This is a genomic window from Corynebacterium tuberculostearicum SK141, from assembly GCF_000175635.1.
Taxonomy (GTDB): domain Bacteria; phylum Actinomycetota; class Actinomycetes; order Mycobacteriales; family Mycobacteriaceae; genus Corynebacterium; species Corynebacterium tuberculostearicum_C.
The window spans coordinates 403793-425833 of the sequence record NZ_ACVP01000023.1; the positions used below are offsets into that span (position 1 = coordinate 403793).

Consider the following 22041-nt stretch of genomic DNA (forward strand, 5'->3'; position numbering starts at 1 on the left):
CTGGGAAGCATGACTAGGTTGGAAATTGGTGACGTTCTGGAGAACCGTTACCGGATCGATCGCCCCATTGCCCGCGGTGGCATGTCTACCGTCTATCGCTGCGTGGACATGCGGCTGGGGCGAGCGGTCGCGGCCAAGGTCATGGACGAGCGCTATTCCGATGACCCCGTCTTTATCAAGCGTTTTTCTCGCGAGGCTCGCGCCATGGCCCGCCTGCAGCATCCCAATCTCGTAGCTATTCACGATTTTTCCGCCGACGGCGAGCCCATTTATCTCATCATGGAGCTCATCGACGGCGGTACGCTACGCGAGCTACTGGCCGAGGGCGGCCCCTTTCCGGTGCAGGCGGCCACCTCTACCCTGCGCAATGTGCTGCGCGGCTTGGAAGAGGTGCACTCGACCGGGCTCATCCACCGCGACATCAAGCCCGATAATGTACTTATTACCTCGCACCACCGGGTAAAGGTGGGCGATTTTGGGCTGGTGCGTGCCACCAATGCCGAGGCTACCTCGGACATGATCGTGGGCACAGTGTCCTATCTCGCCCCGGAGCAGGTCACGGGCGAAGAAATTACACCGGCCTCGGATGTCTATTCAGCCGGCATCGTCCTCTTCGAGCTTCTTACCGGCACCGTTCCATTCTCGGGGGATACTCCCCTAGCGCATGCCACGGCCCGCTTGGATTCCGACGTCCCCGCGCCGTCCTCGCGGATTTCTGGGGTGCCCAAGCTTGTCGACGCCCTCGTGGCCACCGCCACCGCCCGCGATCCCCGCGAGCGCTTCGCCGACGCCGGAGAATTCCTCGAGGCGCTCGATGATGTATGCCGAGAGCTCGATCTTCCGGACGTGACCATCCCCGTGCCAAGGAACGCTGCCGCGGCACGCACGGCACAAGCACCCACGGATTTTTCGGGCACTGGAGCCACGGAAATTTTCGAACCCACCCGCAGCATTCCGCAGGGCGAAACGGAGCATCTCGACGGCGGCCCGACTGAAGTCATCCCGCCGCAGCGCCTTAGCTTTGAGACGAAACTGGATTTGCCACAGGCCGGGGCCGCTCCTGAACCGGAGCCGCAACCATTGTCACAACCCCAGGCACAGCCGTATTCCGCGTCCGAGCCCCCACTCGAACCATTTGCGCCGGCAGCTGCCTCTGCGCCTGCACCGGTACCTGCTCCAGTCCCCGAGCAGCCGGTCCAGAGCGCGCATGAAGAACCCGCCGAGCGTCCGCTGACCAACCGCAATCCGCTGTCACTAGTGCTGTACTTAGTAGTGGTCGCGATTGCGGTGGGCGCGGTGGCTATCGGCGGGTGGTGGTTCGGCTCCTCGCTCTACGGCATGACGCCGAACCTGTGGATTTAGTTACGTAGCATCTCCGCGATGAGGAAGGACAGCTCGAGCGACTGCTGAGTATTAAGGCGCGGATCCACGGCCGACTCGTAGCGGCCCGGCAGATCCACGTCGGTAATGTCCTCGGCGCCGCCCAAGCACTCGGTGACGTCTTCACCGGTGAACTCAAGGTGTACGCCACCCGGGTGGGTACCCAGTTCGCGGTGAACCTCGAAGAAGCCTTGGACCTCATCCACGATCTTGTCAAAGTGGCGAGTCTTGTAGCCATTAGAAGCGGTGAAGGTATTGCCGTGCATCGGGTCGGACTGCCATACCACCTTGTGGCCGGAGTCTTCCACTGCCTTGACAATGGCAGGCAGAACCGTGCGCACCTTATCGTGTCCCATGCGCGAAATCATGGTCAGGCGGCCTGGCTCGCGATTCGGGTCCAGCCTTTCCGCGTACTCCACGGCCTGCTCCGGGGTGACGCCCGGTCCCAGCTTGATGCCCACTGGGTTACCAATCATCGCCGCAAAGTTCACGTGGAAATCTTCGATGCCACGAGTGCGCTCACCAATCCACACCTGGTGTGCAGAGAGATCGTAAAGCTTGGTATCGCCGTTATTGTCCTGGCCCAAGCGCAGCATGGAGCGCTCGTAGTCCTTCAGCAATGCCTCGTGCGAGCAGTAGATATCGGCCGAGCGCAGGGTGTCATCGTGCACGCCACAGGCATTCATGAAGTTCAAGCCGTTTTCAATCTCCCGGGCCAAGTCCTGGTAGCGGGCACCAGCGCGGGAATTGCGCACGAACTCGCGGTTCCACTCATGCAGGCGATAAAGATCCGCAGTGCCGGAAGAGGTCAAAGAACGCACGAGGTTCATTGCCGCCGAAGAGTTCGCGTAAGCGCGGATCATTCGGGCCGGGTCGTGGCGACGAGCCTCATCGGTCGGCTCCACGCCATTGACAATGTCACCGCGGTAATTCAACAAACCATTGGAGTCCGTATCGGAAGAACGTGGCTTGGCGTACTGGCCAGCGATGCGGCCGAGTTTTACCACGGGAACGGATGCGCCGTAGGTCAACACCACGGCCATCTGCAGCAGCGTTTTCACATTGCCACGGATATGCGGCTCAGTATTGGACTCAAAGGTTTCCGCGCAATCGCCGCCCTGAAGCAAAAAGGCGTTACCCAAGGCAACGTCTGCCAGCTTCTTCTTGAGCGCCTCGATCTCGGGCGCAACCACGATGGGCGGCACGGACTCGAGAATCTTGCGCACGTTATCGGCCTGGGAAGTATCCCAGCTGGGCTGCTGCTTTGCGTCACGCTTGATGACGTCCTGGAAGACCTCGTCAATGCCGGCGGGCAATGGCGGGAGGTCTGGGAGAACGCCTTGCGGAATATCTACTGTCCAACTCACACTGCTATTTAACCATCAAGCGCCTATCGCGCGTTAGTTAAATTTTAGATATTAATTCTATTGCCCATAGACAGCGGAAGCACCTGGGCGCAGGCACGGAACTTGGCGAGGTTATGGCGGGCGTCGACAAGCGCATCGTGATTACCCTTAGGCACGGCCGGCAGGCTGGGACGCCCCGCAAACTCCCAGTACTGCTTCAGCTCGCGGGTATAGCGTGGCATGCGCTTAGGCAATCCGGCCATATCGCCCCACAGCTGCGCCAAAACCACATGATCATAAGCGCCCACCCAAGCCCACAGCTCTACCGGGGTTGAGCTCTGGGTAAGAAACTCGAAGACCTCCGTGCGAATGGTCTCCAGAGGCTTCCATACTGGGTCCCGCGGGCTGGGCAGCTTAGCCAGTACATTGTCTTTGACCCAAGAATTGGCCTTGGACGGATCGAAATCCGTAGACACGGCGTAGTACTCGCTGCCATTCTCACCGACGATGCCGATGGAGACCAATTCAATGGTTTGTCCATCTTCGATAAATTCGGTGTCATAGAAGTAGCGCACGTCTCCCAAGCCTAGTGCCGCCTAGTCTGCGGCGATAAATTGGCCCCTTAAAGAGACGGTTGTAGACTTCTGGCGTGAAGAAATCTTTGTGGTTTACTGCTTTGCCCTTGTGCCTCTCTGCCCTCGTGGCCCTTTGGTGGCTCATTGATATTCCGGAGCTTTTCTCCGGCCATTTTTCCACGTATTACCACATTGACCTGGACGTTTACCGCGAAGGCGGGGCCGGCTTTGGCAGCGACCTCTATTCCAAGGACTACCTCGTTGGCAGCAATCGCGATGTCTCTCTTCCCTTCACCTATCCGCCCTTTGCGGCGCTGCTCTTTGCCCCACTGAGCTGGATTCCCCTCACTGCTGCAAGCATCCTGGTTTCTATCGCCTCCTTTCTTGCGCTGTGGGGCTGCATAGCCTTGGTTCTGCGCGCCGTTGATTGCCCTGGCTGGGCAGGCTGGGCGCTGCTAGCGGCAATGCTTACGGAGCCGGTAACGGAGACCTTTAGCTTCGGGCAGGTCAACATCCTGCTCACCGCACTCGTCGTGGTCGATATCCTCTGGCTGCGCCCCGGACGCGGCAGGGGCGTGCTTACCGGCATCGCTATGGCGATCAAGCTCACCCCTGCGGTATTTCTCGCCGTATTTTTCGTCCGCCGCGAATGGCGCGCATTTTTCAGCGCCCTGGGTTCCTTTCTGGCAGCTGGGCTCATCGCCTTCGCCTGCAATCCGCATAGCTCCATCCAGTACTGGAGCGAAACGCTGCGCGATTCCAACCGCATAGGTGGACTTGCCTATAGCTCCAACCAATCCCTGCGCGGTTTCTTTAGCCGCCTAGTCCCCGAACACGCTGAAAAGCTGTGGCTTGTAGCCGTAGTCCTCGTCGTTGCCATCGTGTGGTTTGCTATGGAGCGCCTCTCCCACGAGAACCAGGCGGTACTCATGCTGCTGGCCGCTTCAGTATCGCTCCTGTGCTCGCCGGTGTCATGGTCACACCACTTCACCTGGTTGGTATTGGCGGGCGTACTGCTAGTGGCGCGGCGCCACTGGGTGCTCGGTGCGCTGACGTGGCTGGCGCTTTTGGCCCGCGGTCATTGGCTTGTCCCCCATGCCAATGAGCAAGAGCTGGACTGGGCATGGTGGCAGCACATCGTGGGCAATGACTACGCCATCGTTACCGCTCTGCTGGTTCTTTGCTCGCTACCATTGGCTCTACGACGGGCCGGCGCTTATCAATCCGCGGCGGAACCAGCGTCCAGCCAAGGATAGGGACCTTCCCGAGGACCCAGAGCGCTACCGATGCCGCTGCGGAGTAGAAGAAGCACATTCCGATCCAGAACCAGGTGTTTTCCATCGGCCACTGGCCAGCAAGGCTCACCACATAATCGCGGTGGGCCATGAAGAAGCCGTACCCCAGCGTCATGCCGATTGGGTGGGCCAAGTAAATGGGCAGGGTATGCCGGCCCACGAACTTTACAAAAGTGGACAGAGCCGGAATATGGCTAATAAGGACAGCACCAACAATGCCCGCTGGGGTTTCAAGCGTCTGCTCCGCAAAGCGGATCAACAGGTCTAGATCGCCTCGGCCAAGAATGTCCCCACCTGGCAGAGGCCACTGCACCGCTACCTCGCCTTCGACGGAATTCCAGGTGTGCCGGATGGTTAGTCCCGCGATGTAGCTGATGATTGCCGCGCCATATGCCCACATAGAGCCCTTGCGGAAGGTGCCTTTAAAGGGTGCTTCGGCGGCGTCGGCAAACCGCGTAATAGGCCCGCGGAGATAGGCTGCACCGACGAAGATGGGCAAGAACATGATTGCCTTGCCAATAAAGTAATAATGATCCTGCCACGCTATAAACAGCAGCGGCGCAAAGCTCAGGCCAATGCCTGCCCACGCGGGCAACTTGCGTACGGCCCACAAAAATATATTGAAAAAGATAAGCGCGTGAATGAACCACGCCATGGTATGGCCTAGCAGCAGGTTATAGAGCAGATCCGTAAGCTGCAGATAAGGATCACCAAATACCCAGTGGTACTCGATGCGCTTAGTCCACAGCTCAACGGTCATCCACACCGTATAGGGCACGAGAAAAAACCAAAGGCGGCGGGTAAAAAGCTCGCTGAAAGAATAGCGAAAGATCTTGGTAGAGAAATAGCCGGATACGAGGAAAAACAAGGGTAGGCGGAGCGGGTCCAGCCACATGTTTAGGTCAGCCAACCACGTTAGCTCACCTTCCGGAACCACCAGCGTGACGTGCAAGAGCACCACGCCGATAATGGATACGCCTTTAGCGGTATCTGGCCAAGCTAAGCGGGCCTTGGGAATAGTGATTACCTCCCCTTGTATTCGGCGCCGGCGGGGTAACCATGGCCGGCTTTAAGCGAAGCCTTCACATCGGAGGCGTACACATCAACATAAGGCTTATCGCTCAGCTCGGCCAAATCGCGCATCACAAAATCCGTGAAGGCGCGGATAGTCTCATGCTCGGCCGGATTCATCCCGCGCTCCTTGGCCCACTCATGCGGCCAAATGGGGTCTCCTACCCGCACGCCAACCTTAAATGGACGGGGAATCCACGAGCCAATGGGATTGGCCTTGCGCGAATTGATCATCGCAATGGGAAATACTGGCTGATTAGTCTCCATGGCGATGCGCGCCATGCCGGTACGGCCCTTGTACACACGGCCATCTGGGGAACGAGTTCCTTCCGGATAGATACCGAAGAGATCGCCACGGGACAAAATGCCTTCTGCGGTTTCCACGATGGCGTCGCCAGCGTCCTCGCTATCGCGCTCGATGGGGACCTGGCCTACCGAGGTAAAGAACCACTTTTGCAGGTTGCCGACAAGACCCGGAGTGGTGAAGTATTCCGACTTAGCCGGAAACGTGATCTGGCGCGGGCACACCAAAGGAAAGAAGAAGGAATCCATGACGGCCTGGTGATTCGACACCAAAATCGCAGGACCCTCAGCGGGGATTTTCTCGATGCCCTCGGTCCACGGGCGATTCCATACTCGCAGGGCGGGTCCGAAGAAGATGTGCTTAAAAGCCCAGTACCACTTGTTTTTCATCGCCAGGTCGTCCTTTGTTAGTTTTAACGGCCGCTGCGGGCCAAATCGGCTACGCCAATCATACCCGCTGCCGACCCTAATTCTGCGGTGGCAACACGTGCGAGGGGGCGATGCCCTGCCCCGACAATATCCTGCCCCATGGCTTGGGCAGCGCCCTCGAGATAGAGGTCCGCATCTTGGGATACGCCGCCGCCGAGCACGATGAGCTCCGGATCCAAAACATCAGCAACAATGGATAGGCCCTGGCCCAGCCACCGGCTGAAGTCTTCCATTACCGCTACGGCAAGCGGATCTCCACGGCGCGCCGCTTGGGTAATTTCCTTACCGGTGGGCTCAGCCGGCAGCGAGGTTTCATAGCTCCCACGCAAATCGGCGCAGGTATCCGGCAACGCGGTGCCGGAGGCATAGCGTTCCAAGCAGCCGCGCTTACCGCAGGAGCACTGCCGACCATTAGGGACTACCACGATATGCCCAAATTCTGGGGCGGTGCCAAACGCGCCGCGGTAGATGGTGTCATGCGTCATCAGAGTGGCACCGATACCTGTTCCTACCGCAAAGAAAACCCAATCCTCCGCTCCACGGCCGGCGCCAAAGCACCACTCACCCCACGCGGCGGAATTTGCATCATGCTCCAACCGCACGTGCATACCGAGCTTCTGCGAGAGTGATTCCCGCACATTGGCGTGCCGCCAGGGAAGGTGCGGGGCGAAGCGCACTACCTCGCACGTAGGATCCAAAAATCCCGCCAAGGCGAGGCCAACGGCGTCCACCTCATAGTCAGCGCGCAGCTCATTGACAATGCCCACAATATCCGCTTCCAGCTGCTCGGCGTCCATGGAAGTAGGAACCGTGCGGCTCGCGAGAATCTCACCCTCCCGAGTGATCACTCCGCCGCGCACGTTGGTGCCACCGACGTCGAAGCCGATAGTCAGATCGGCGGAGTTGTTCTTAAGCATGCATAACAGAATATACCGACAACCGGGTTAGGGTCACATCAAGACATCAGCTGCCGCAATCGCTGCCCCATTATCCGCCACGTCCAATTCTCTTCCACATGGCGACGCCCCGCCTGCCCCATGCGCAGCCTACGCTGCGGGTCGGCCAGGAGAGCTTTCAACGCTTCAGCTAGTTCCGGCACAGAGGCGCCCTTGACGACGACCCCCGTCTCCCCCGTCATCGTCTCCGGTGCTCCTCCGGAGTCTCCGGCGATAACTGGCAGGCCGCACGCTTGGGCCTCCAAATACACGATTCCCAAGCCCTCGACGTCTAACCCACCGCCACGGGTGCGTGCCGGCATGGCAAAAACATCCGCTGCGTGCAAAGCAGTCTCAATGCTTTCTGCTTCTTGGATCACTGCGTCTGGGCAATAGATTTCCGCCAACCGTTCTAAAGCCGCGCGGTAGCGTCCGCGCCCAATAAGTAGGAGCCGTGCATCCGGGAATTCTTCACGCACTAGAGGCATAGCGCGGAGCAGCTGGTCTTGCCCCTTACGGGGGACAAACCGCGAAATGCAGACGATGGTCGGCCCGCTGACCCCGAACTCTGCCTTCGCCGCTGCGCGTTGCTCCGGCGTGGCTGGAGAAAGACCTTCCACGCTCACTCCGGAAGGCAGGTGCTCCCAGCGCGGATTCGGTCCAAATGGTCGACGCAACCGACGTAGGGTGTAGTCGGAAATATAGGTAATCACGTCAGCATGGTCACCAATACGGCGCAGGCAGTGCCGTGCCACGGGCACCATTGACCACCCCACTTCGTGCCCGTGCGTGGTAGCAACCACACGGGTGGCACCCGCCTCTTTTGCAGCCTTGCCCATCAAGGCAAGGGGCGCGGCGGCGCCAAACCAGACGATGTCGATATTTTCTGCGCGGATGATCTCCTGCATCCGACGCACCGTGGCGGGCGTCGGCAACATCACGCGGCGAGGCCAGCGGATGACCTTGTAGTCCACCCCGGCATCGAATTCCGCCGGCGATTCCTGGGTTGAGGCAAAGACCACGACATCGCGCGGATCTAAGGTTGCTACGAAATCGCGCAGGTAAGACTGAATGCCGCCAATCTTGGGCGGAAAGTCATTGGTTACCAGCAGAACGCGGGCCACTTAGTACCGCGCCGTTCCGGTAATCGGCATGGACTTCAGCGGTACTACCTGAACAGGCACGCCATAGGTAGAGGCATGGACCACCTGACCATTACCGATGTACATGCCCACGTGCGTTACCCCAGGGTAATAGCCCACGATATCGCCCGGCTGTAGGTCTTCCAACGGTACCGATGTGCCACCTGCAATCTGAGCCTGCGACGTACGCGGAATGGACTTGCCAATCTGCTGATACGCCCAGAACATCAGGCCGGAGCAGTCAAACTGATCGGGGCCAGCCGCACCCCAGCCATATGGGGCGCCCAGCTTCGACAACGCTGCGGAAGCAGCGCCATCTGCGACCTCGCCCAGATCCATATCCGGCTTATCAGATCCGCCGAACTGGCCTTCCCAAGCCTCGCGTTGCTGTTCATCGAGGGCGTCCACCTGCTTCTCGATGTCCTTTTGCTGCTTTTCCAGCTCCTCTTTCTCCTTGAGGAGCTCTTCACGCTGCTCTTCCAGCGCCTTCTTTTCCTCGCGCACCTTGGCAGCGGCGTCAGCAGCCTTATGCTTTTCCTCTTCCGCCATGGACGCAGCATTTGCCTTCGCATCAAGCGTGCGCTGGGCCTTGCGGGAAAGCGCGCCGAGGTAGCCCATGCGCTCTACGGCATCGGAAGGATCTTCCGCTGCCAAGGCCCCAGACACTGCCGAACGGGAATCACCGCGGTAGCGCGACTGTGCGATGCCGTTGACACGGTCCTGCTGGGTGGAAACATCGCCCTTCGCATCGTCCGCACGCGTTTGTGCCTCAGCGGCGGCCTGCTCAGATTCAGCAACCTCAGCCTGCTTTTCCTCGAGCTTGACCTCGAGCTCTTTTACTTCTTCATTCTTGGCAGAAACCTTGCGCGCAACTTCGCCAACGCGCTTTACCAAGGCGTCCACATCTTCGGTGGCGCTCTCCTGTTGTGGAGCCGCCTCCTGCGCAACAACCTGCGAAATCCCAGAAACCGACGAAACAGCAAGAGCCGCCACAAGTGCAGCTGCAGGAAGTACTCGTTTAGACACGTAAGGACCCTTAGACTAAGAAAATTTTAGAAATCGTATTAACTATAGCGGGTTTTACCCCCTAATGCACGACAAAGCCCTCCCCGCGAAGGGGAGGGCTAGATCCGCTGCTTCTTAGAAGCGAACTGCGGAGTGAATCGGCATGTAGTTCAGGTCGCGCTCCTGAACTGGGACGCCGGAGTTGAGGGCGTCGATGATGGTGCCGTGGCCGGTGTAGATACCAACGTGGGAAGCGCCACCGTAGTAAGCAATGATGTCACCCGGCTGCAGCTGATCCAGCGGTACCGGGGTACCGGCGGCAGCCTGTGCCTGAGAGGTACGCGGAATCTGCTTGCCAGCCTGAGCGTATGCCCAGCTGGTCAGACCGGAGCAGTCAAAGGCGTTCGGGCCAGCGGCGCCGTATACGTACGGGGAGCCGATGACGGAGCGTGCTGCAGCCAGTGCCTTCTGGCCAACGGTCTGCTGTGCCGGAGCGGCCTGCTTGTGGCCAGCTGCTGCGTAGTTGGTGTTCTGCTGGTTAGAAACCTTACCCAGGGACGGAACGTAGCGGTCGATGTTCGGAACCTGGTCAATGTTCGGGACGTTTTCCAGACCTGCTACCTCAAAGCGGTAGTCAGTATTAGGTACGACGACCTCTGCTGCCTGTGCGACGCCCGGTGCGACGACGGCGGCGGTTGCAGCCAGTGCTGCAGTAGATGCGATGCGACGGGTGTTCTTCATGCCCTGACGACGGTGCTGTGCCATGAGTAAAACTCCAAATCTTCCTGCGCGCCTACTCCCCTTGTAAAGGAAGCTCTGACCCTGGGGGACTAGCGTTCGTTGGGAATCCGTTCCTTTAGGATTTCCTCCGCTCGGCCCCTCAGTAGGAGGGGCCAGATGCGGCGCTGTAATTCTTCTGTTTAGATTGAGCACCTTTTCGGGCGGTAACTCAATGTCTCGAATAGGTTACGAAATCATCACAAGCAATGTCCATTCGCGACACCAAAATAACGTTTGTTATCGCTTCGTTACCTTCCGTTGACCTTGTCGAGATTTAACCTCCACACGGACGCTAGTTCCCACCAGAATTAGAGGCTTTAAGGTCACAAGCTGCACAAACGACAGAGGATGACAGACACCCGACCAAGAATTACCCTTACTAAGAAAACGCTTAACAATTAAGAGAATTCTAAATTGTGACTTTCAGCACTAAGACATTTTGGCAGCCCCTTCTTCCCCACCAATTGACTCCTCTACCGCACGCCTAGAGCCTAGTTTTCATCGCAACTGCGCCCCGCTTTGCCGCCTTTCCTTGCGGTGGTTCTAGCTAAACCGCTTTCCGACGCCCCCTAACGCGCTCAATCGACGAGCGAAACGTGCTTCCAGCAAACAAAGACTTCCGGCATCCACACCCATCTGAGCCCACGCACTAGGCTCCTAAAGCTACAAAGCATGAGAGAACCACTAACCACCGACAATTCGCGCACCAGAACACGTACTAAACCGACTACACAACAAGCTTCAGCAGCAGCCCTTCAAATGCTTCAAGATTCATAAAGACTCACAGAAGCGCAACAGCTCCCCCTTCAAAATCTCTTGTTGCAGCTAGAAGAATAAGGACTGGGTTCGGAATTGATCTTTACATACGCAAGACCCGCCCTTGCTCCTTTAATAGGAGCAAGGGCGGGTCTGTGAGCGTGTTTCGAGAAGTCCTCAGGAAAAGCGGTTAGATGCGGCCGTTTTCCTCGTCCTCACGGCGGTTAGCCTCGTTGAGGCGGCGGAACATCTCCGCTTCCTCGTCGTGGTTATCCGAGTGGATTTCGTGCACTCGGTGCATGAGGGCCGGATCATCAGGGCTGAAGGTGCCCTGAGTCTCGGAGTCCGCAAAGCCAAGCTGGTTGAGCTGCTTCGGCACCTGAGCGCCTGCGTACTCGAGCGGAACCGGGTGACCATCGGCGTCAACCGGGCCGAGTGGCTGGTGAACCTCAATGAAGGCACCATTCGGCATCTGCTTGATAACGCCGGTTTCAATACCGTGCTCCAGCACCTCACGATCAGAGCGCTGCAGACCAACACAAATGCGGTAAGTCATGAAGTACGCAATCGGAGGCAGCACGATGAGGCCGATACGACCAACCCAGGTCATAGCGTTCAGCGAAATCTGGAAGAAGTGTGCCACGTGGTCGTTACCACCGGAAAGGGTAACCAGCAGGAAGAACACGATGGCAGCCGCGCCGATAGCGGAGCGGGTAGGAACATCGCGCGGACGCTGCAGCAGGTTGTGGTGTGCATCGTCACCGGTGAACTTCTTCTCCAAGAACGGGTACGCCATCAGCAGGACGACCATGAGGCCACACAGCAGGGCTACCCAGAACGCGGAAGGAATGGTGTAGTTGCCGATGTAGAGCTCCCATGCCGGCATGACACGAGCGACACCGTCAGTCCACAGCATGTAGATATCTGGCTGGGAACCAGCAGAAACCTGGGATGGGTTATAAGGTCCAAGCGTCCAGATTGCGTTGATGGTCAGCAGACCAGACATCAGCGCCAGTACGCCAGCAACCATCATGCCCATGCCGATAGCCTTAGTAGCGAAGACCGGCATAATGCGCACACCAACCACGTTGTTCTCTGCACGGCCTGGTCCAGGGAACTGGGTATGCTTCTGGAACCAAACCATAATCAGGTGGGCTGCAATCAAGCCAAGGATGATGCCCGGAATAACCAGAACGTGCAGGATGTAGAAACGATCCAGCATCAGGTCAGACGGGAAGTCACCGCTAAAGATTGCCCAGTGCAGCCAGGTGCCGATAATCGGCAGGCCCAGGATGATGGCGGACATGATTCGCAGACCAACACCGGAAAGCAGGTCGTCCGGCAGGGAGTAACCAAGGAAGCCCTCGATCATGCCCAGCAGGATAAGTGCGCAACCGATGATCCAGTTTGCCTCACGCGGACGACGGAATGCGCCGGTGAAGAAGATACGCAGCATGTGCGCAACCATGGACATCATGAACAGCAAAGCTGCCCAGTGGTGCATCTGGCGCACGAACAGGCCACCACGAACTTCGAAAGAAATATCCAGCGCGGTGGCATATGCGCGGGACATTTCTACACCGTTAAGCGGTGCATAGGTGCCGTCGTAAATGACCTTGGTGATGGAAGGGTCGAAGAACAGCGCCAGGTAGATACCGGTCAGTACAAGAATGATGAAGCTGTATAGCGCCATCTCACCGAGCATGAAGGACCAGTGGGTCGGAAAGACCTTGTTCAGCTGAGTCCTCAGCACGCCGGCGGCGCTATAGCGCTCATCCATGTTGTTGCCCATTTGGGCGAGTTTATTGCTCATTATGACTTACGCTCCCAGAATGCCGGGCCGACAGGCTCAATGAAGTTGCCCTGTGCAACGAGGTAGCCCTCGTCATCCACCGTGATAGGCAGCTGTGGCAGTGCACGGGCAGCCGGGCCGAAGACCGGCTTTCCGTAGTGCAAAGCGTCGAACTGCGACTGGTGGCACGGGCACAGGATTCGGTTGGTCTGCGCCTCATACAGAGAGGTCGGGCAACCGATGTGGGTACAGATCTTGGAGTAGGCGTAGTAATCGCCGTGGTGGAAGTCTTCCTGACCTTCGCGCTCGATTGCCTTCTGAGCGTCGTTGTGACGCAGGCGAATCAGCATGACCGCATTGCGGTTGCCGTGAATCGAGTGCATGTGGTGCTCGTAGACATCGCGCTCGGCATCGTACTTGTCGCCATCGTTAACGTCTTCTTCTGCCAGCGGGAAGACGGTCTCCATGCCGCCTGCCGCCAGATCCTCCGGGCGCACACGAACCAAGCGGGTAACACCCTTGGTGCTGTAGTGCTCACCGGTTTCGCCAGAGTGCTTCTCGGCGATAGTACCGGTGTCGCGCGCCAGGTAGAGCTTGACGCCTTCATTGTGCATGGTCCAACCGGAAGTCCACAGGGTGCCGTCACCGGCATAGTTCATATTGTGGCGAACCTTCCAAGGGTTCTTAATTGCGCCGCCCAGCGGAGCAATCACGGTAAGACCGAACAGAACGCCGGCGCCGCCCAACAGACCCTGAACGGTCTTGCGGCGACCCAGAGTGGAGGTCTTCCAAGAATCGTTCAGAAGAGCGGTCAGGGTACGGCGGTCAACTTCTTCGGAAGGACCGTCGTGACGACGCTGAACGGAAATCTCTTCTGGGAGAATCTTCTTAACGTACTGAACGATGGCGATGCCCAAGCCGCAAATTGCGAGGGCTGCAGTAATACCCAGCAGAGGGGTGTAGAGGGTGTGCCAAATGTGGCCCTCCTCCCCTAGCTGCTTGTACTGCCACGGCCAGAACAGGTAAACGCCGAGGAATCCGAGGCCGCCGATGACGGACAGGAACAACCAGATAGCAACGTTACGTCCAGCGCGCTTTTCAGCCGGGTCACCTTCGACTGGGAAGCGCTCCTTGCGGAACGCAACGGTGACGTCGTCGAGCTCGGTACCAAGAGCAGCGAGTTCATCGTTGCTCATCTTGTCGAGCTCAGCGTTAGTGTAATTCTTCTTCACATTGCTCATGAGCGCGATCCAATCCACATAGCGGCAGCGCACAGGGCGCTAATGCCGATAATCCACATTGCCAGGCCTTCCGCTACTGGGCCAAGACCGCCGAGGTCCCAACCTGCTGGGGAAGGAGTTTCCTTTGCAGACTTGAGGTAGGCAATGATGTCCTTCTTCTCATCTGCGGTGAGCTGGCGGTCGGAGAACTTAGGCATGTTCTGCGGACCAGTCAGCATTGCCTGGTAGATTTCCTGCTCGCTTGCCGGAGCCAGCTCCGGAGCGAACTTACCGGAGGACAGGGCGCCGCCCTGGCCGGTGAAGTTGTGGCAGGAAGCGCAGTTCATGCGGAAGAGCTCGGAGCCCTTCGCTACGTCTTCTGCCTGGATTTCGCCATTGTAGTTAGCACCACGCAGCGATTCCTGAGCAACGCTTCCGTCGTCGTTGTAGACAATGTCTGCGCCGCCGCCGTTGGCTGCAACATATGCAGCCAAGGCCAGAGTCTGCTGCTCGGTGTAGCGAGGAGCCTTACGCTCTGCCTGGGCGTCGTTAGACATCATCGGCATACGGCCGGAGTGCACCTGGAAGTACACGGAGCCAGCACCGATACCAACGAGGGACGGACCGCGACCTTCGATGCCCTGCAGATTGGCACCGTGGCAGGTGATACAAGCGGTGTCATAGATGTCCTTACCCTCTTGGACGAGGGCTTGGTCATCTTTTTCCGCCGTGGCGACCTGTGCGTCCGGGGTCAAGGCAGAAGCCAAGACGCCCGCACCGGACAGGCCAATCGCCAAAGCGAAGCCACCGGCAAGGGTACGCTTCGCCTTGCGGCGACGGCGGGTCTTCTTAGCCGCCGCAGTGGTCTGCTCCACTGCCACGGACTGCGAATTGTTATCCATCATTTTCCTTTAGATAACTCGAACACGGGAGGACTGTTTGGGGATCTTGGCCAGTGCTACTGGACCAAGTAAATAACGGTGAAGACGCCGATCCACACAACGTCAACGAAGTGCCAGTAGTAGGACACTGCCATTGCTGCGGTCGCCTGTGCCGGCGTGAACTTGGACTTAGCAACGCGCGCGAGGATGATTGCAAAAGAAATCAGACCCGCGGTCACGTGTGCAGCGTGGAAGCCGGTGATGATGTAGAACACCGAACCAAAGACGCTGGACTGCACAGTCACACCTGCGTGAATCAACTCGGTCCACTCAAACGCCATGATGCCCAGGAACACAACGCCCAGTACCAGCGTCACGGTGTACCAGAGTCGAAGCTTGTAAACGTCACCCCTTTCTGCGGCAAACACGCCGAACTGCGAGGTCACAGAAGAAGAAATCAGCACTGCCGTAATGAGGAAACCCATGGGCAGGTTGATATGAGCGGTGTGCTCCGCCCAATCGCCTTCCTGACCGTTAGCTCGCGAGGTAAACCACATCGCGAACAGTCCGGCAAAGAACATCAATTCCTGAGACAGGAACACGATGGTGCCCACGCTGACCATATTGGGTCGGTTCAGCGAGGCAGCACGTGGTGCTGTCATACCTTGGTTAGAAACTACGCTCGTCACAGTGGCTATTATGGCTGTTCTGGGCGCTAAAGTCACCTCGATTCCCCCCGCTTTCTCTATTCTTTTTTGATGCTTCGTCCAGCAAAAGGCCAGCAAGTCAGAGTCAAAAACTTTATTTTTCCAAACGGGAACTTTTCGCCCCGCTTTCCGACGCCCCATTGATGCAGGTGACACCACACGTCGGGCCCTACCCTGAAATTCCGAAGCACCCCGGCCACCCGACGCCCCCACTTATCGATGCACCCGTCCGTGTACCCGAACCCCGCTGCCTGGAGAGATAAATCACACTCCACGAGCCCCCCAAACGCCCTGCTTTACAACTTTCGAACGACCCCCGCAAAAATCGGCTTTTACGTGCCAGAATGCAGAAGAAACGCTATCGCGAACATGCAGCAAGATCAGCCACGCCTCCCCCACCGGTAAAACTTTTTGAAACTCTCGGGAACTTTCTTGCGCCGCGAACGACGCTGGATCGCCAAAGCCCTCCTAGCCATGATAACTAGGAGGGCGGAGAAGTTTTAGGCAGGGATTCCCTTACATCGAGGAATTAGTGCTTTTCCTTCGGTAGGCCGTACTGCAGGGACAGGCCGGTGCAGGCCGCGATGAGGCAGACAGCGCCGAGGGCAATCAGCCAGAAGTAGAGGAAAATGATTCCCAAGCCGAGGAGGCCAATGGCGCCAGTCATAGCCAGCGGCCAGATGGAGCCTGGGGAGAAGAAACCAAGGATACCAGCGGCATCTTCAGTTTCTGCCTCTTCCCAATCCTCTGGCAGGACGTCACTGCGGTCATCAGTGAAGTGAAGGTAAGCACCCAGCATCATGCACAGCAGGAAGGCGAGGAACATGCCCACGATGCCAACCCACTCGGCACCGTAGAGGTAGCCGTCGTCCTTAACGAAGGTGACGCCGAAGATGTAGACAATCAGCGAGACAAGAAGGTACGTCGCGATTGAGTAAAAGACTTTCGATGTTGCACGCATTGTGTTGTGTCCTTATCTCTTATGCCGCGGTGTTCACGTAGTTGTCACCCTTAGCGGTATCACGCTCGCCGGAGAACGGGTGGGTGGTTACCGCGTATGGGTCCTGGCCGATTTCTTCCAGGGCCTCCGCATTGGTGGCATCTGGGTTGTCCTCGCGGAACTTCAGGTAGGTGTTGAAGTCCTCCGGAGAGACAACGCGAATTTCGAAGTTCATCATCGAGTGGTAGGTACCGCACATCTCGGCACAACGGCCAACGAATGCGCCCTGCTTCTCAATCTTTTCCACCTGGAAGCTACGCTCCTGAGCGTTTGCCTCTGGGTGTGCGTAGACGTCGCGCTTAAACAAGAACTCCGGTACCCAGAATGCGTGGGACACGTCGCCGGAAGCGAGGCGGAACTCAATCGCAGTATCGGAAGGAAGAACCAGAACCGGAACCTCTTCGGTGGTACCGACGGTCTCAATCTTGTTGTAGTTCAAGTAGGAAAGGTCGCCCATGGACTTGCCGTGGATTGGGTTCGGGTTATCTACACCCTCAGGGTCGTGAGCGGTCTTCTCTGCCTCAGCCTGACGCTCCTTGTCGGCACCGTCGTAGTTCTCACCATTGACGTGATTCTCGGCGTAACCGAACTTCCAGTTCCACTGGAACGCAGTAACGTCAACGACAACCTTCGGATCCTTATCCAAGGCGGTGACCTTCTGCTGAGTCTGAACGGTAAAGAAGAACAGGCCCATAATGATGAGGATCGGGACGATGGTCAGAACCATCTCCAGCGGAACGTTGTACTGAATCTGGCGCGGGAACTCGCCCTTGCCATCCTTCTTTGCCTTCTTCGCGCTCCAGCGGAAGATTGCGGTGAGGAACAGGCCCCACATAATAAAACCAACGATCCATGCAGCAACCCAGACCCAAATCCAGAAGTTGTACATGGCCTCTGCCTCAGGGGTAATACCCTTCGGCCAACCGAATCCCAGGAGGTTCTCTACAGCAGTTGGCGCCTGAACGTCACAACCTGCCAGAGCGAGTCCACCCAGGGCAAGTGCGCCAGCTACGCCCGCCTTGCGGGCAAAGGTGCGCTTATTACGCTGTCCCACGTGTGTTCTGCCTTTCTGTCCACACAAAACTTCTCGAATACTCACAGAGCACTCTTACCCAATCAGAATAGAGGATAATTGCCAGATTCCCAGCCTGTTTAAAGGCGTAAAAGGGCACCTAGTGCACTCATTTCATATTCTCTTTCTGGTAGGTTACCGCCCCACCTGCACAATGTTCCAACCGCACCCCCAGCAGCCACAGAATCCATGTGCGCCAATTCACAGGAATCGGACGGAACCATCATCCGAAAGTTCGCACCCCTATCGGGGAAGCTAATTCCAAGGCAGTCGGCAGGTTTCCTTAAGCCGTGGCGTGTTCTGGTTTCACGCTCTCTGGCCGTAAAGTGGGTGACTAGCAATAGACGCTTATATATAAGGAGCAATCTTTTCATGTGCGGACTTCTTGGCATGCTCGCCGCCACAGGCAACGTAGATAAGTACGTTGACGCGCTGGAACGTTCCCTGCCCTGCATGCGCCACCGCGGCCCAGATGCGGCCGGCACGTGGCATGACGGCGATGCCGCTTTCGGCTTCAACCGCCTGTCCATTATTGACCTGGAGCATTCCCATCAGCCCCTCCGCTGGGGCCCAGAGGACCAGCCCGACCGCTACGCCATGACCTTTAATGGTGAAATCTACAACTACGTGGAGCTGCGCGAGGAGCTCAAGGGTCTCGGCTACACCTTCCACACCGAGGGCGATGGCGAGCCCATCGTGGTGGGCTACCACCACTGGGGCAAGGACGTAGTCAACCACCTGCGCGGCATGTTCGGCATCGTCATCTGGGATACCCACACCAAAACGATGTTTGCTGCTCGTGACCAATTTGGCATTAAGCCGCTGTATTACGCCACTACCGAGGCGGGCACCGTTTTCGCTTCGGAGATGAAGTGCATCCTTGAAATGGCGGACGAGATTGGTCTAGAGCTCAACCTTGACCGACGCGCCATTGAGCACTACGTCGACCTGCAGTACGTCCCGGAGCCAGAATCCCTCCACGCGAATATTCGCCGCGTTGAATCCGGCTGCACGGTTACCCTTCGCCCGGGCGAAGACGTTGTCGCCGAGCGCTACTTCAAGCCTCGCTTCCCTGTGCAGCAGGTAAAGCAAGGCGAAGAGCAGCAGCTATTTAACCGCATTGCAGAAGCGCTGGAAGATTCCGTCGCTAAGCACATGCGCGCCGACGTCACCGTGGGTTCCTTCCTATCTGGCGGCATTGACTCCACCGCTATTGCCACCCTGGCCAAGCGCCACAACCCGGATCTACTGACTTTTACTACCGGCTTTGAGCGCGAGGGCTATTCTGAGGTCGATGTCGCAGCGGAGTCCGCGGAAGCTATTGGTGTGGAGCACATCGTCAAGATTGTCTCCCCCGAAGAATATGCCGAGTCCATCCCGAAGATCATGTGGTACTTGGACAATCCGGTGGCTGACCCCTCGCTGGTGCCGCTGTACTTTGTGGCGCAGGAGGCCCGCAAACACGTCAAGGTAGTTCTTTCCGGCGAGGGCGCGGACGAGCTCTTTGGCGGCTACACCATCTACAAGGAACCACTGTCCCTCGCCCCGTTTGAGAAGATCCCTTCCCCACTGCGTCGCGGACTGGGCAAGCTCTCCCAGGTTCTGCCAGAGGGCATGAAGGGCAAGTCGCTGCTTAATCGCGGCTCGATGACGATGGAAGAGCGCTACTACGGCAACGCTCGTTCTTTCAACTTTGAGCAGATGCAGCGCGTTATCCCGTGGGCAAAGCACGAATGGGACCACCGCGAGGTTACCGCCCCCATCTACGCCCAGTCCGAGGACTTTGATCCGGTTGCCCGCATGCAGCATTTGGACCTATTCACCTGGATGCGCGGTGACATCCTGGTCAAGGCCGATAAGATCAATATGGCCAACTCGCTGGAGCTGCGCGTGCCATTCCTAGACAAGGAAGTCTTCAAGGTTGCCGAGTCCATCCCTTATGACCTGAAGATTTCTCACGGCACCACCAAGTACGCCCTGCGCAAGGCCATGGAGCAGATCGTCCCGGCGCATGTTCTGCATCGCAAGAAGCTAGGCTTCCCAGTGCCGATGCGTCACTGGCTGGCCGGCGATGAGCTTTATGGCTGGGCCCAAGACACCATCAATGAATCCCAAACCGAGGACATCTTCAATAAGAAGGAAGTTCTCGAGATGCTCAAGGAGCACCGAGATGGCGTTTCCGATCACTCCCGCCGCTTGTGGACCGTTCTGTCCTTTATGATCTGGCACGGCATCTTTGTGGAAAAGCGCATCGATCCGCAGATCGAGCAGCGCGACTACCCAGTCAAGCTCTAAGAGCCTTCCACACACAAAAAGAGGGTGGGTACCACTGGCACCCACTCTCTTTTCTGTCCTTCTATTTAGTTGAAGGAATCGCCACAAGCGCAAGAGCCGGTGGCATTCGGGTTATCAATGGTGAAACCCTGGGACTCGATGGTGTCTGCGAAGTCAATCTTGGCACCGGTCAGGTAGGGAACGGACATTTTGTCCACAACGAGGTTTACGCCGCCTACCTGGTCAACCTTGTCACCATCCAAGGTGCGGTCATCAAAGTAGAGCTGGTAGCGCAGGCCAGCGCAGCCACCAGGCTGGACGGCAATGCGCAGGGAGAGATCGTCGCGGCCTTCCTGATCAAGCAGCGCCTTTGCCTTTGCGGCTGCTGCTTCAGTCAGAATGACGCCGGTTGCGGAAGCTGGAGCGGTCATCACTTCTCCTCAATAAGTATTGGAATCGTTGCCACTACCCTACCCGCTTAGTTCAGGTGGGAAAAGGTAGCCCATACCTACAACACCATCTGGGCCGGGCCTATTCCCCTATTCACACCTAAACCTTGTAGTGTGAGGAACGTGAAACTCCCGTGGCAAAAAGATGACAAGACCTCCACTGAGCCTGCTCCTGTACAGGACAAAGCTCAGGCAGAAGTTCAGGAAGAGCCCCAGCGCAAGGGCTATACCCCACCGAAGGGTCGTCCTACGCCAAAGCGCTCAGAGCAAGAGATTGCGCGCGGCGTAAAGCGCGATCCCCATGGCATGTCCGATGCACAGCGTTACCAGCATCGCAAGGACATGAAGAAGTCCATGAGCAAGGACGAGTGGAAGGAATATAAGAAGAAGGAGCGCCAAGAGCGCCAGCAGGCCAATCGCGAGCAGCAGGCCCGCATGGCAGAAGGCGATCCGCGCTTCCTGCCCGCCCGCGACCAGGGTCAAGTGCGCGCCTATGTACGCGATTGGGTGGATGCCCGCCGCAGCCTGAGCAACTGGGTCATGCCGATGGCCTTGGTACTCATCGTGGTCATGTTCTTGACCTACGCGGTACCCAGCATTGCAACAATCATCAACGCGGTAGCGATGGTCATCCTCGTGATCTTCGCCATCGAGGGCGTCATTTTGGCCCGCCGCTGCAATAATGCCGTGCGCGCCAAGTTCCCTGGCACCACCGAAGCCGGCTTTAGCCTTGGCTTTTATGCGTATTCTCGCGCCAGCCAGCCGCGCAAGTGGCGCATCCCGCGCCCCCGCGTGGAGCTCGGCGCTGACGTTTAGGGGGACTACTCATGGCCATTCCGCAGCCCGATAAGCAGGCACATACCGCACAGGACGCACAGCTCGCCCCTTGGGGGCGCCTGACCGACGCCGCTCAATGGCTGGCTGCTTGCCAAGGCGCGGCACCTGCCCGTGAGCCGCGGCGCGTGCGGGCCGTGATTTTCGCGGATCAAGAGACCTCACTTTCGGCCGCTGAGACCGCTGCGCGTCGCGCCGAGGCCGGGCTGAATGTAGTCACCGTGACGGATTATTCCCAGGCCTACAGCCTTGGAGCCGCAACAGCGGATGCGGAAATTGATGCCGGGGCTGACCTACTCATTCCCGGCGGCGAAGAGCTCGCCCGAGTACCGGCCGTGGTAATGGCAACGATGACGCAGACGGAGCCAGTAGTGATCGTCGGCAAGCAGCGCAGCGTAGAAGACTGGAAGCGCGAGGTTTGCGCTATCCGGGACGCTATGTTCCGCGCCCGCAACCTCGAAGGCATGGAGCTGGTTGAATCGTGCCAGTCTGCGGTTCTAGCAGCCACGGTGGGGTTTATTACCCAGGCCGCGGAGCGCCGTACGCCCCTGCTTATCGATGCCCCCTTGACCGCCACCGCCGCGCTCCTTGCCGAGCGCGATAATCCTGGTGTTAAAGAATGGCTCTTCGCCACCACCCTATCCACTGCCCCTGCACACAAGTTGGCGCTGGAAAAGCTAGGGCTCCACCCCCTGATGGAACTGGGAATGGAGCCACAACCTGCACTCGGCGCGCTCGCGGCGCTGCCGATGCTGCTCACCGGAGTGGAGATCGCCGCGGACGCCTAAGCGGGGG

General features: G+C 58.1%; 20 protein-coding genes. 5 read left to right on the forward strand and 15 right to left on the reverse strand.

The features are described from left to right. Positions 1–9 precede the first annotated feature (9 nt). Positions 10–1362, forward strand: a complete 1353-nt coding sequence (locus tag CORTU0001_RS08385) for a protein kinase domain-containing protein (protein WP_034668498.1) — start codon at positions 10–12, stop codon at positions 1360–1362. On the opposite strand, the gene CORTU0001_RS08390 is transcribed toward CORTU0001_RS08385, so the two are convergent. Together CORTU0001_RS08390 and CORTU0001_RS08395 are read right to left on the reverse strand one after the other, a co-directional pair. Beyond that, a complete protein-coding gene (locus tag CORTU0001_RS08390) occupies positions 1359–2747 on the reverse strand; it encodes a class II 3-deoxy-7-phosphoheptulonate synthase (protein WP_005328936.1) in 1389 nt (462 codons plus the stop codon). The genes CORTU0001_RS08385 and CORTU0001_RS08390 overlap by 4 nt on opposite strands. Before the next feature lie 44 nt (positions 2748–2791). Next, a complete protein-coding gene (locus CORTU0001_RS08395; RefSeq protein ID WP_005328938.1) occupies positions 2792–3301 on the reverse strand; it encodes a polyadenylate-specific 3'-exoribonuclease AS in 510 nt (169 codons plus the stop codon). Between the two features lie 74 nt (positions 3302–3375). Here CORTU0001_RS08395 and CORTU0001_RS08400 point away from each other — a divergent pair, with 74 nt between their 5' ends. Continuing rightward, positions 3376–4557, forward strand: coding sequence for a glycosyltransferase 87 family protein (locus tag CORTU0001_RS08400; protein ID WP_005328939.1), 1182 nt, complete (start codon positions 3376–3378; stop codon positions 4555–4557). Here CORTU0001_RS08400 and CORTU0001_RS08405 read toward each other — a convergent pair. The 12 genes from CORTU0001_RS08405 to ctaC form a co-directional block, all read right to left on the reverse strand. After that, a complete protein-coding gene (locus tag CORTU0001_RS08405) occupies positions 4463–5557 on the reverse strand; it encodes a hypothetical protein (protein WP_050776594.1) in 1095 nt (364 codons plus the stop codon). The genes CORTU0001_RS08400 and CORTU0001_RS08405 overlap by 95 nt on opposite strands. A 62-nt stretch (positions 5558–5619) precedes the next feature. Continuing rightward, the gene (locus CORTU0001_RS08410; protein ID WP_005328940.1) at positions 5620–6360 is read right to left on the reverse strand and encodes a lysophospholipid acyltransferase family protein; all 741 of its coding nucleotides are present in this window, start codon (positions 6358–6360) and stop codon (positions 5620–5622) included. A 23-nt stretch (positions 6361–6383) separates the two neighbouring features. Beyond that, positions 6384–7316: an ROK family protein gene (locus CORTU0001_RS08415; RefSeq protein ID WP_005328941.1), complete on the reverse strand. Its 933-nt coding sequence runs from the start codon at positions 7314–7316 to the stop codon at positions 6384–6386. 38 nt (positions 7317–7354) lie between these two features. Beyond that, positions 7355–8458, reverse strand: coding sequence for a glycosyltransferase family 4 protein (locus tag CORTU0001_RS08420; protein WP_005328942.1), 1104 nt, complete (start codon positions 8456–8458; stop codon positions 7355–7357). Then, the gene (locus tag CORTU0001_RS08425) at positions 8459–9502 is read right to left on the reverse strand and encodes a C40 family peptidase (protein WP_005328943.1); all 1044 of its coding nucleotides are present in this window, start codon (positions 9500–9502) and stop codon (positions 8459–8461) included. 114 nt (positions 9503–9616) lie between these two features. After that, a complete protein-coding gene (locus CORTU0001_RS08430) occupies positions 9617–10246 on the reverse strand; it encodes a C40 family peptidase (RefSeq protein WP_005324468.1) in 630 nt (209 codons plus the stop codon). 961 nt (positions 10247–11207) lie between these two features. Beyond that, entirely contained in the window at positions 11208–12830 is a 1623-nt protein-coding gene (qcrB, locus tag CORTU0001_RS08435; RefSeq protein ID WP_005328944.1) for a cytochrome bc1 complex cytochrome b subunit, read from the reverse strand. Continuing rightward, positions 12830–14050 (reverse strand): cytochrome bc1 complex Rieske iron-sulfur subunit, encoded by a 1221-nt coding sequence (qcrA, locus tag CORTU0001_RS08440; protein ID WP_005324466.1) that lies wholly within the window; start codon positions 14048–14050, stop codon positions 12830–12832. The genes qcrB and qcrA overlap by 1 nt, the downstream gene beginning before the upstream one ends. Continuing rightward, entirely contained in the window at positions 14047–14934 is an 888-nt protein-coding gene (gene qcrC, locus CORTU0001_RS08445) for a cytochrome bc1 complex diheme cytochrome c subunit (RefSeq protein ID WP_005324465.1), read from the reverse strand. Before qcrC ends, qcrA begins: the two co-directional genes overlap by 4 nt. A gap of 53 nt (positions 14935–14987) precedes the next feature. Continuing rightward, complete coding sequence (gene ctaE / locus CORTU0001_RS08450) at positions 14988–15599, reverse strand: aa3-type cytochrome oxidase subunit III (protein WP_430516378.1); 612 nt, start codon at positions 15597–15599, stop codon at positions 14988–14990. A gap of 547 nt (positions 15600–16146) precedes the next feature. After that, positions 16147–16578 carry an aa3-type cytochrome oxidase subunit IV gene (ctaF, locus tag CORTU0001_RS08455; protein WP_005328946.1) on the reverse strand — a complete coding sequence of 144 codons (432 nt, stop codon included), beginning with the start codon at positions 16576–16578 and terminating at the stop codon, positions 16147–16149. A gap of 19 nt (positions 16579–16597) precedes the next feature. Then, positions 16598–17671 carry an aa3-type cytochrome oxidase subunit II gene (ctaC, locus tag CORTU0001_RS08460; RefSeq protein ID WP_005328947.1) on the reverse strand — a complete coding sequence of 358 codons (1074 nt, stop codon included), beginning with the start codon at positions 17669–17671 and terminating at the stop codon, positions 16598–16600. Between the two features lie 390 nt (positions 17672–18061). Between ctaC and asnB the strand changes: the two genes are divergently transcribed. Next, the gene (asnB, locus tag CORTU0001_RS08465) at positions 18062–19984 is read left to right on the forward strand and encodes an asparagine synthase (glutamine-hydrolyzing) (RefSeq protein ID WP_005328948.1); all 1923 of its coding nucleotides are present in this window, start codon (positions 18062–18064) and stop codon (positions 19982–19984) included. 65 nt (positions 19985–20049) lie between these two features. Here asnB and CORTU0001_RS08470 read toward each other — a convergent pair whose 3' ends face one another. Beyond that, entirely contained in the window at positions 20050–20394 is a 345-nt protein-coding gene (locus tag CORTU0001_RS08470; RefSeq protein ID WP_005324455.1) for a HesB/IscA family protein, read from the reverse strand. A gap of 141 nt (positions 20395–20535) precedes the next feature. On the opposite strand from CORTU0001_RS08470, the gene CORTU0001_RS08475 reads away from it, so the two are divergent. Beyond that, positions 20536–21228, forward strand: a complete 693-nt coding sequence (locus CORTU0001_RS08475; protein WP_005328950.1) for a DUF3043 domain-containing protein — start codon at positions 20536–20538, stop codon at positions 21226–21228. An 11-nt stretch (positions 21229–21239) separates the two neighbouring features. Further along, positions 21240–22034, forward strand: a complete 795-nt coding sequence (locus CORTU0001_RS08480; protein ID WP_005328951.1) for a nicotinate-nucleotide--dimethylbenzimidazole phosphoribosyltransferase — start codon at positions 21240–21242, stop codon at positions 22032–22034. Positions 22035–22041: the final 7 nt, after the last annotated feature.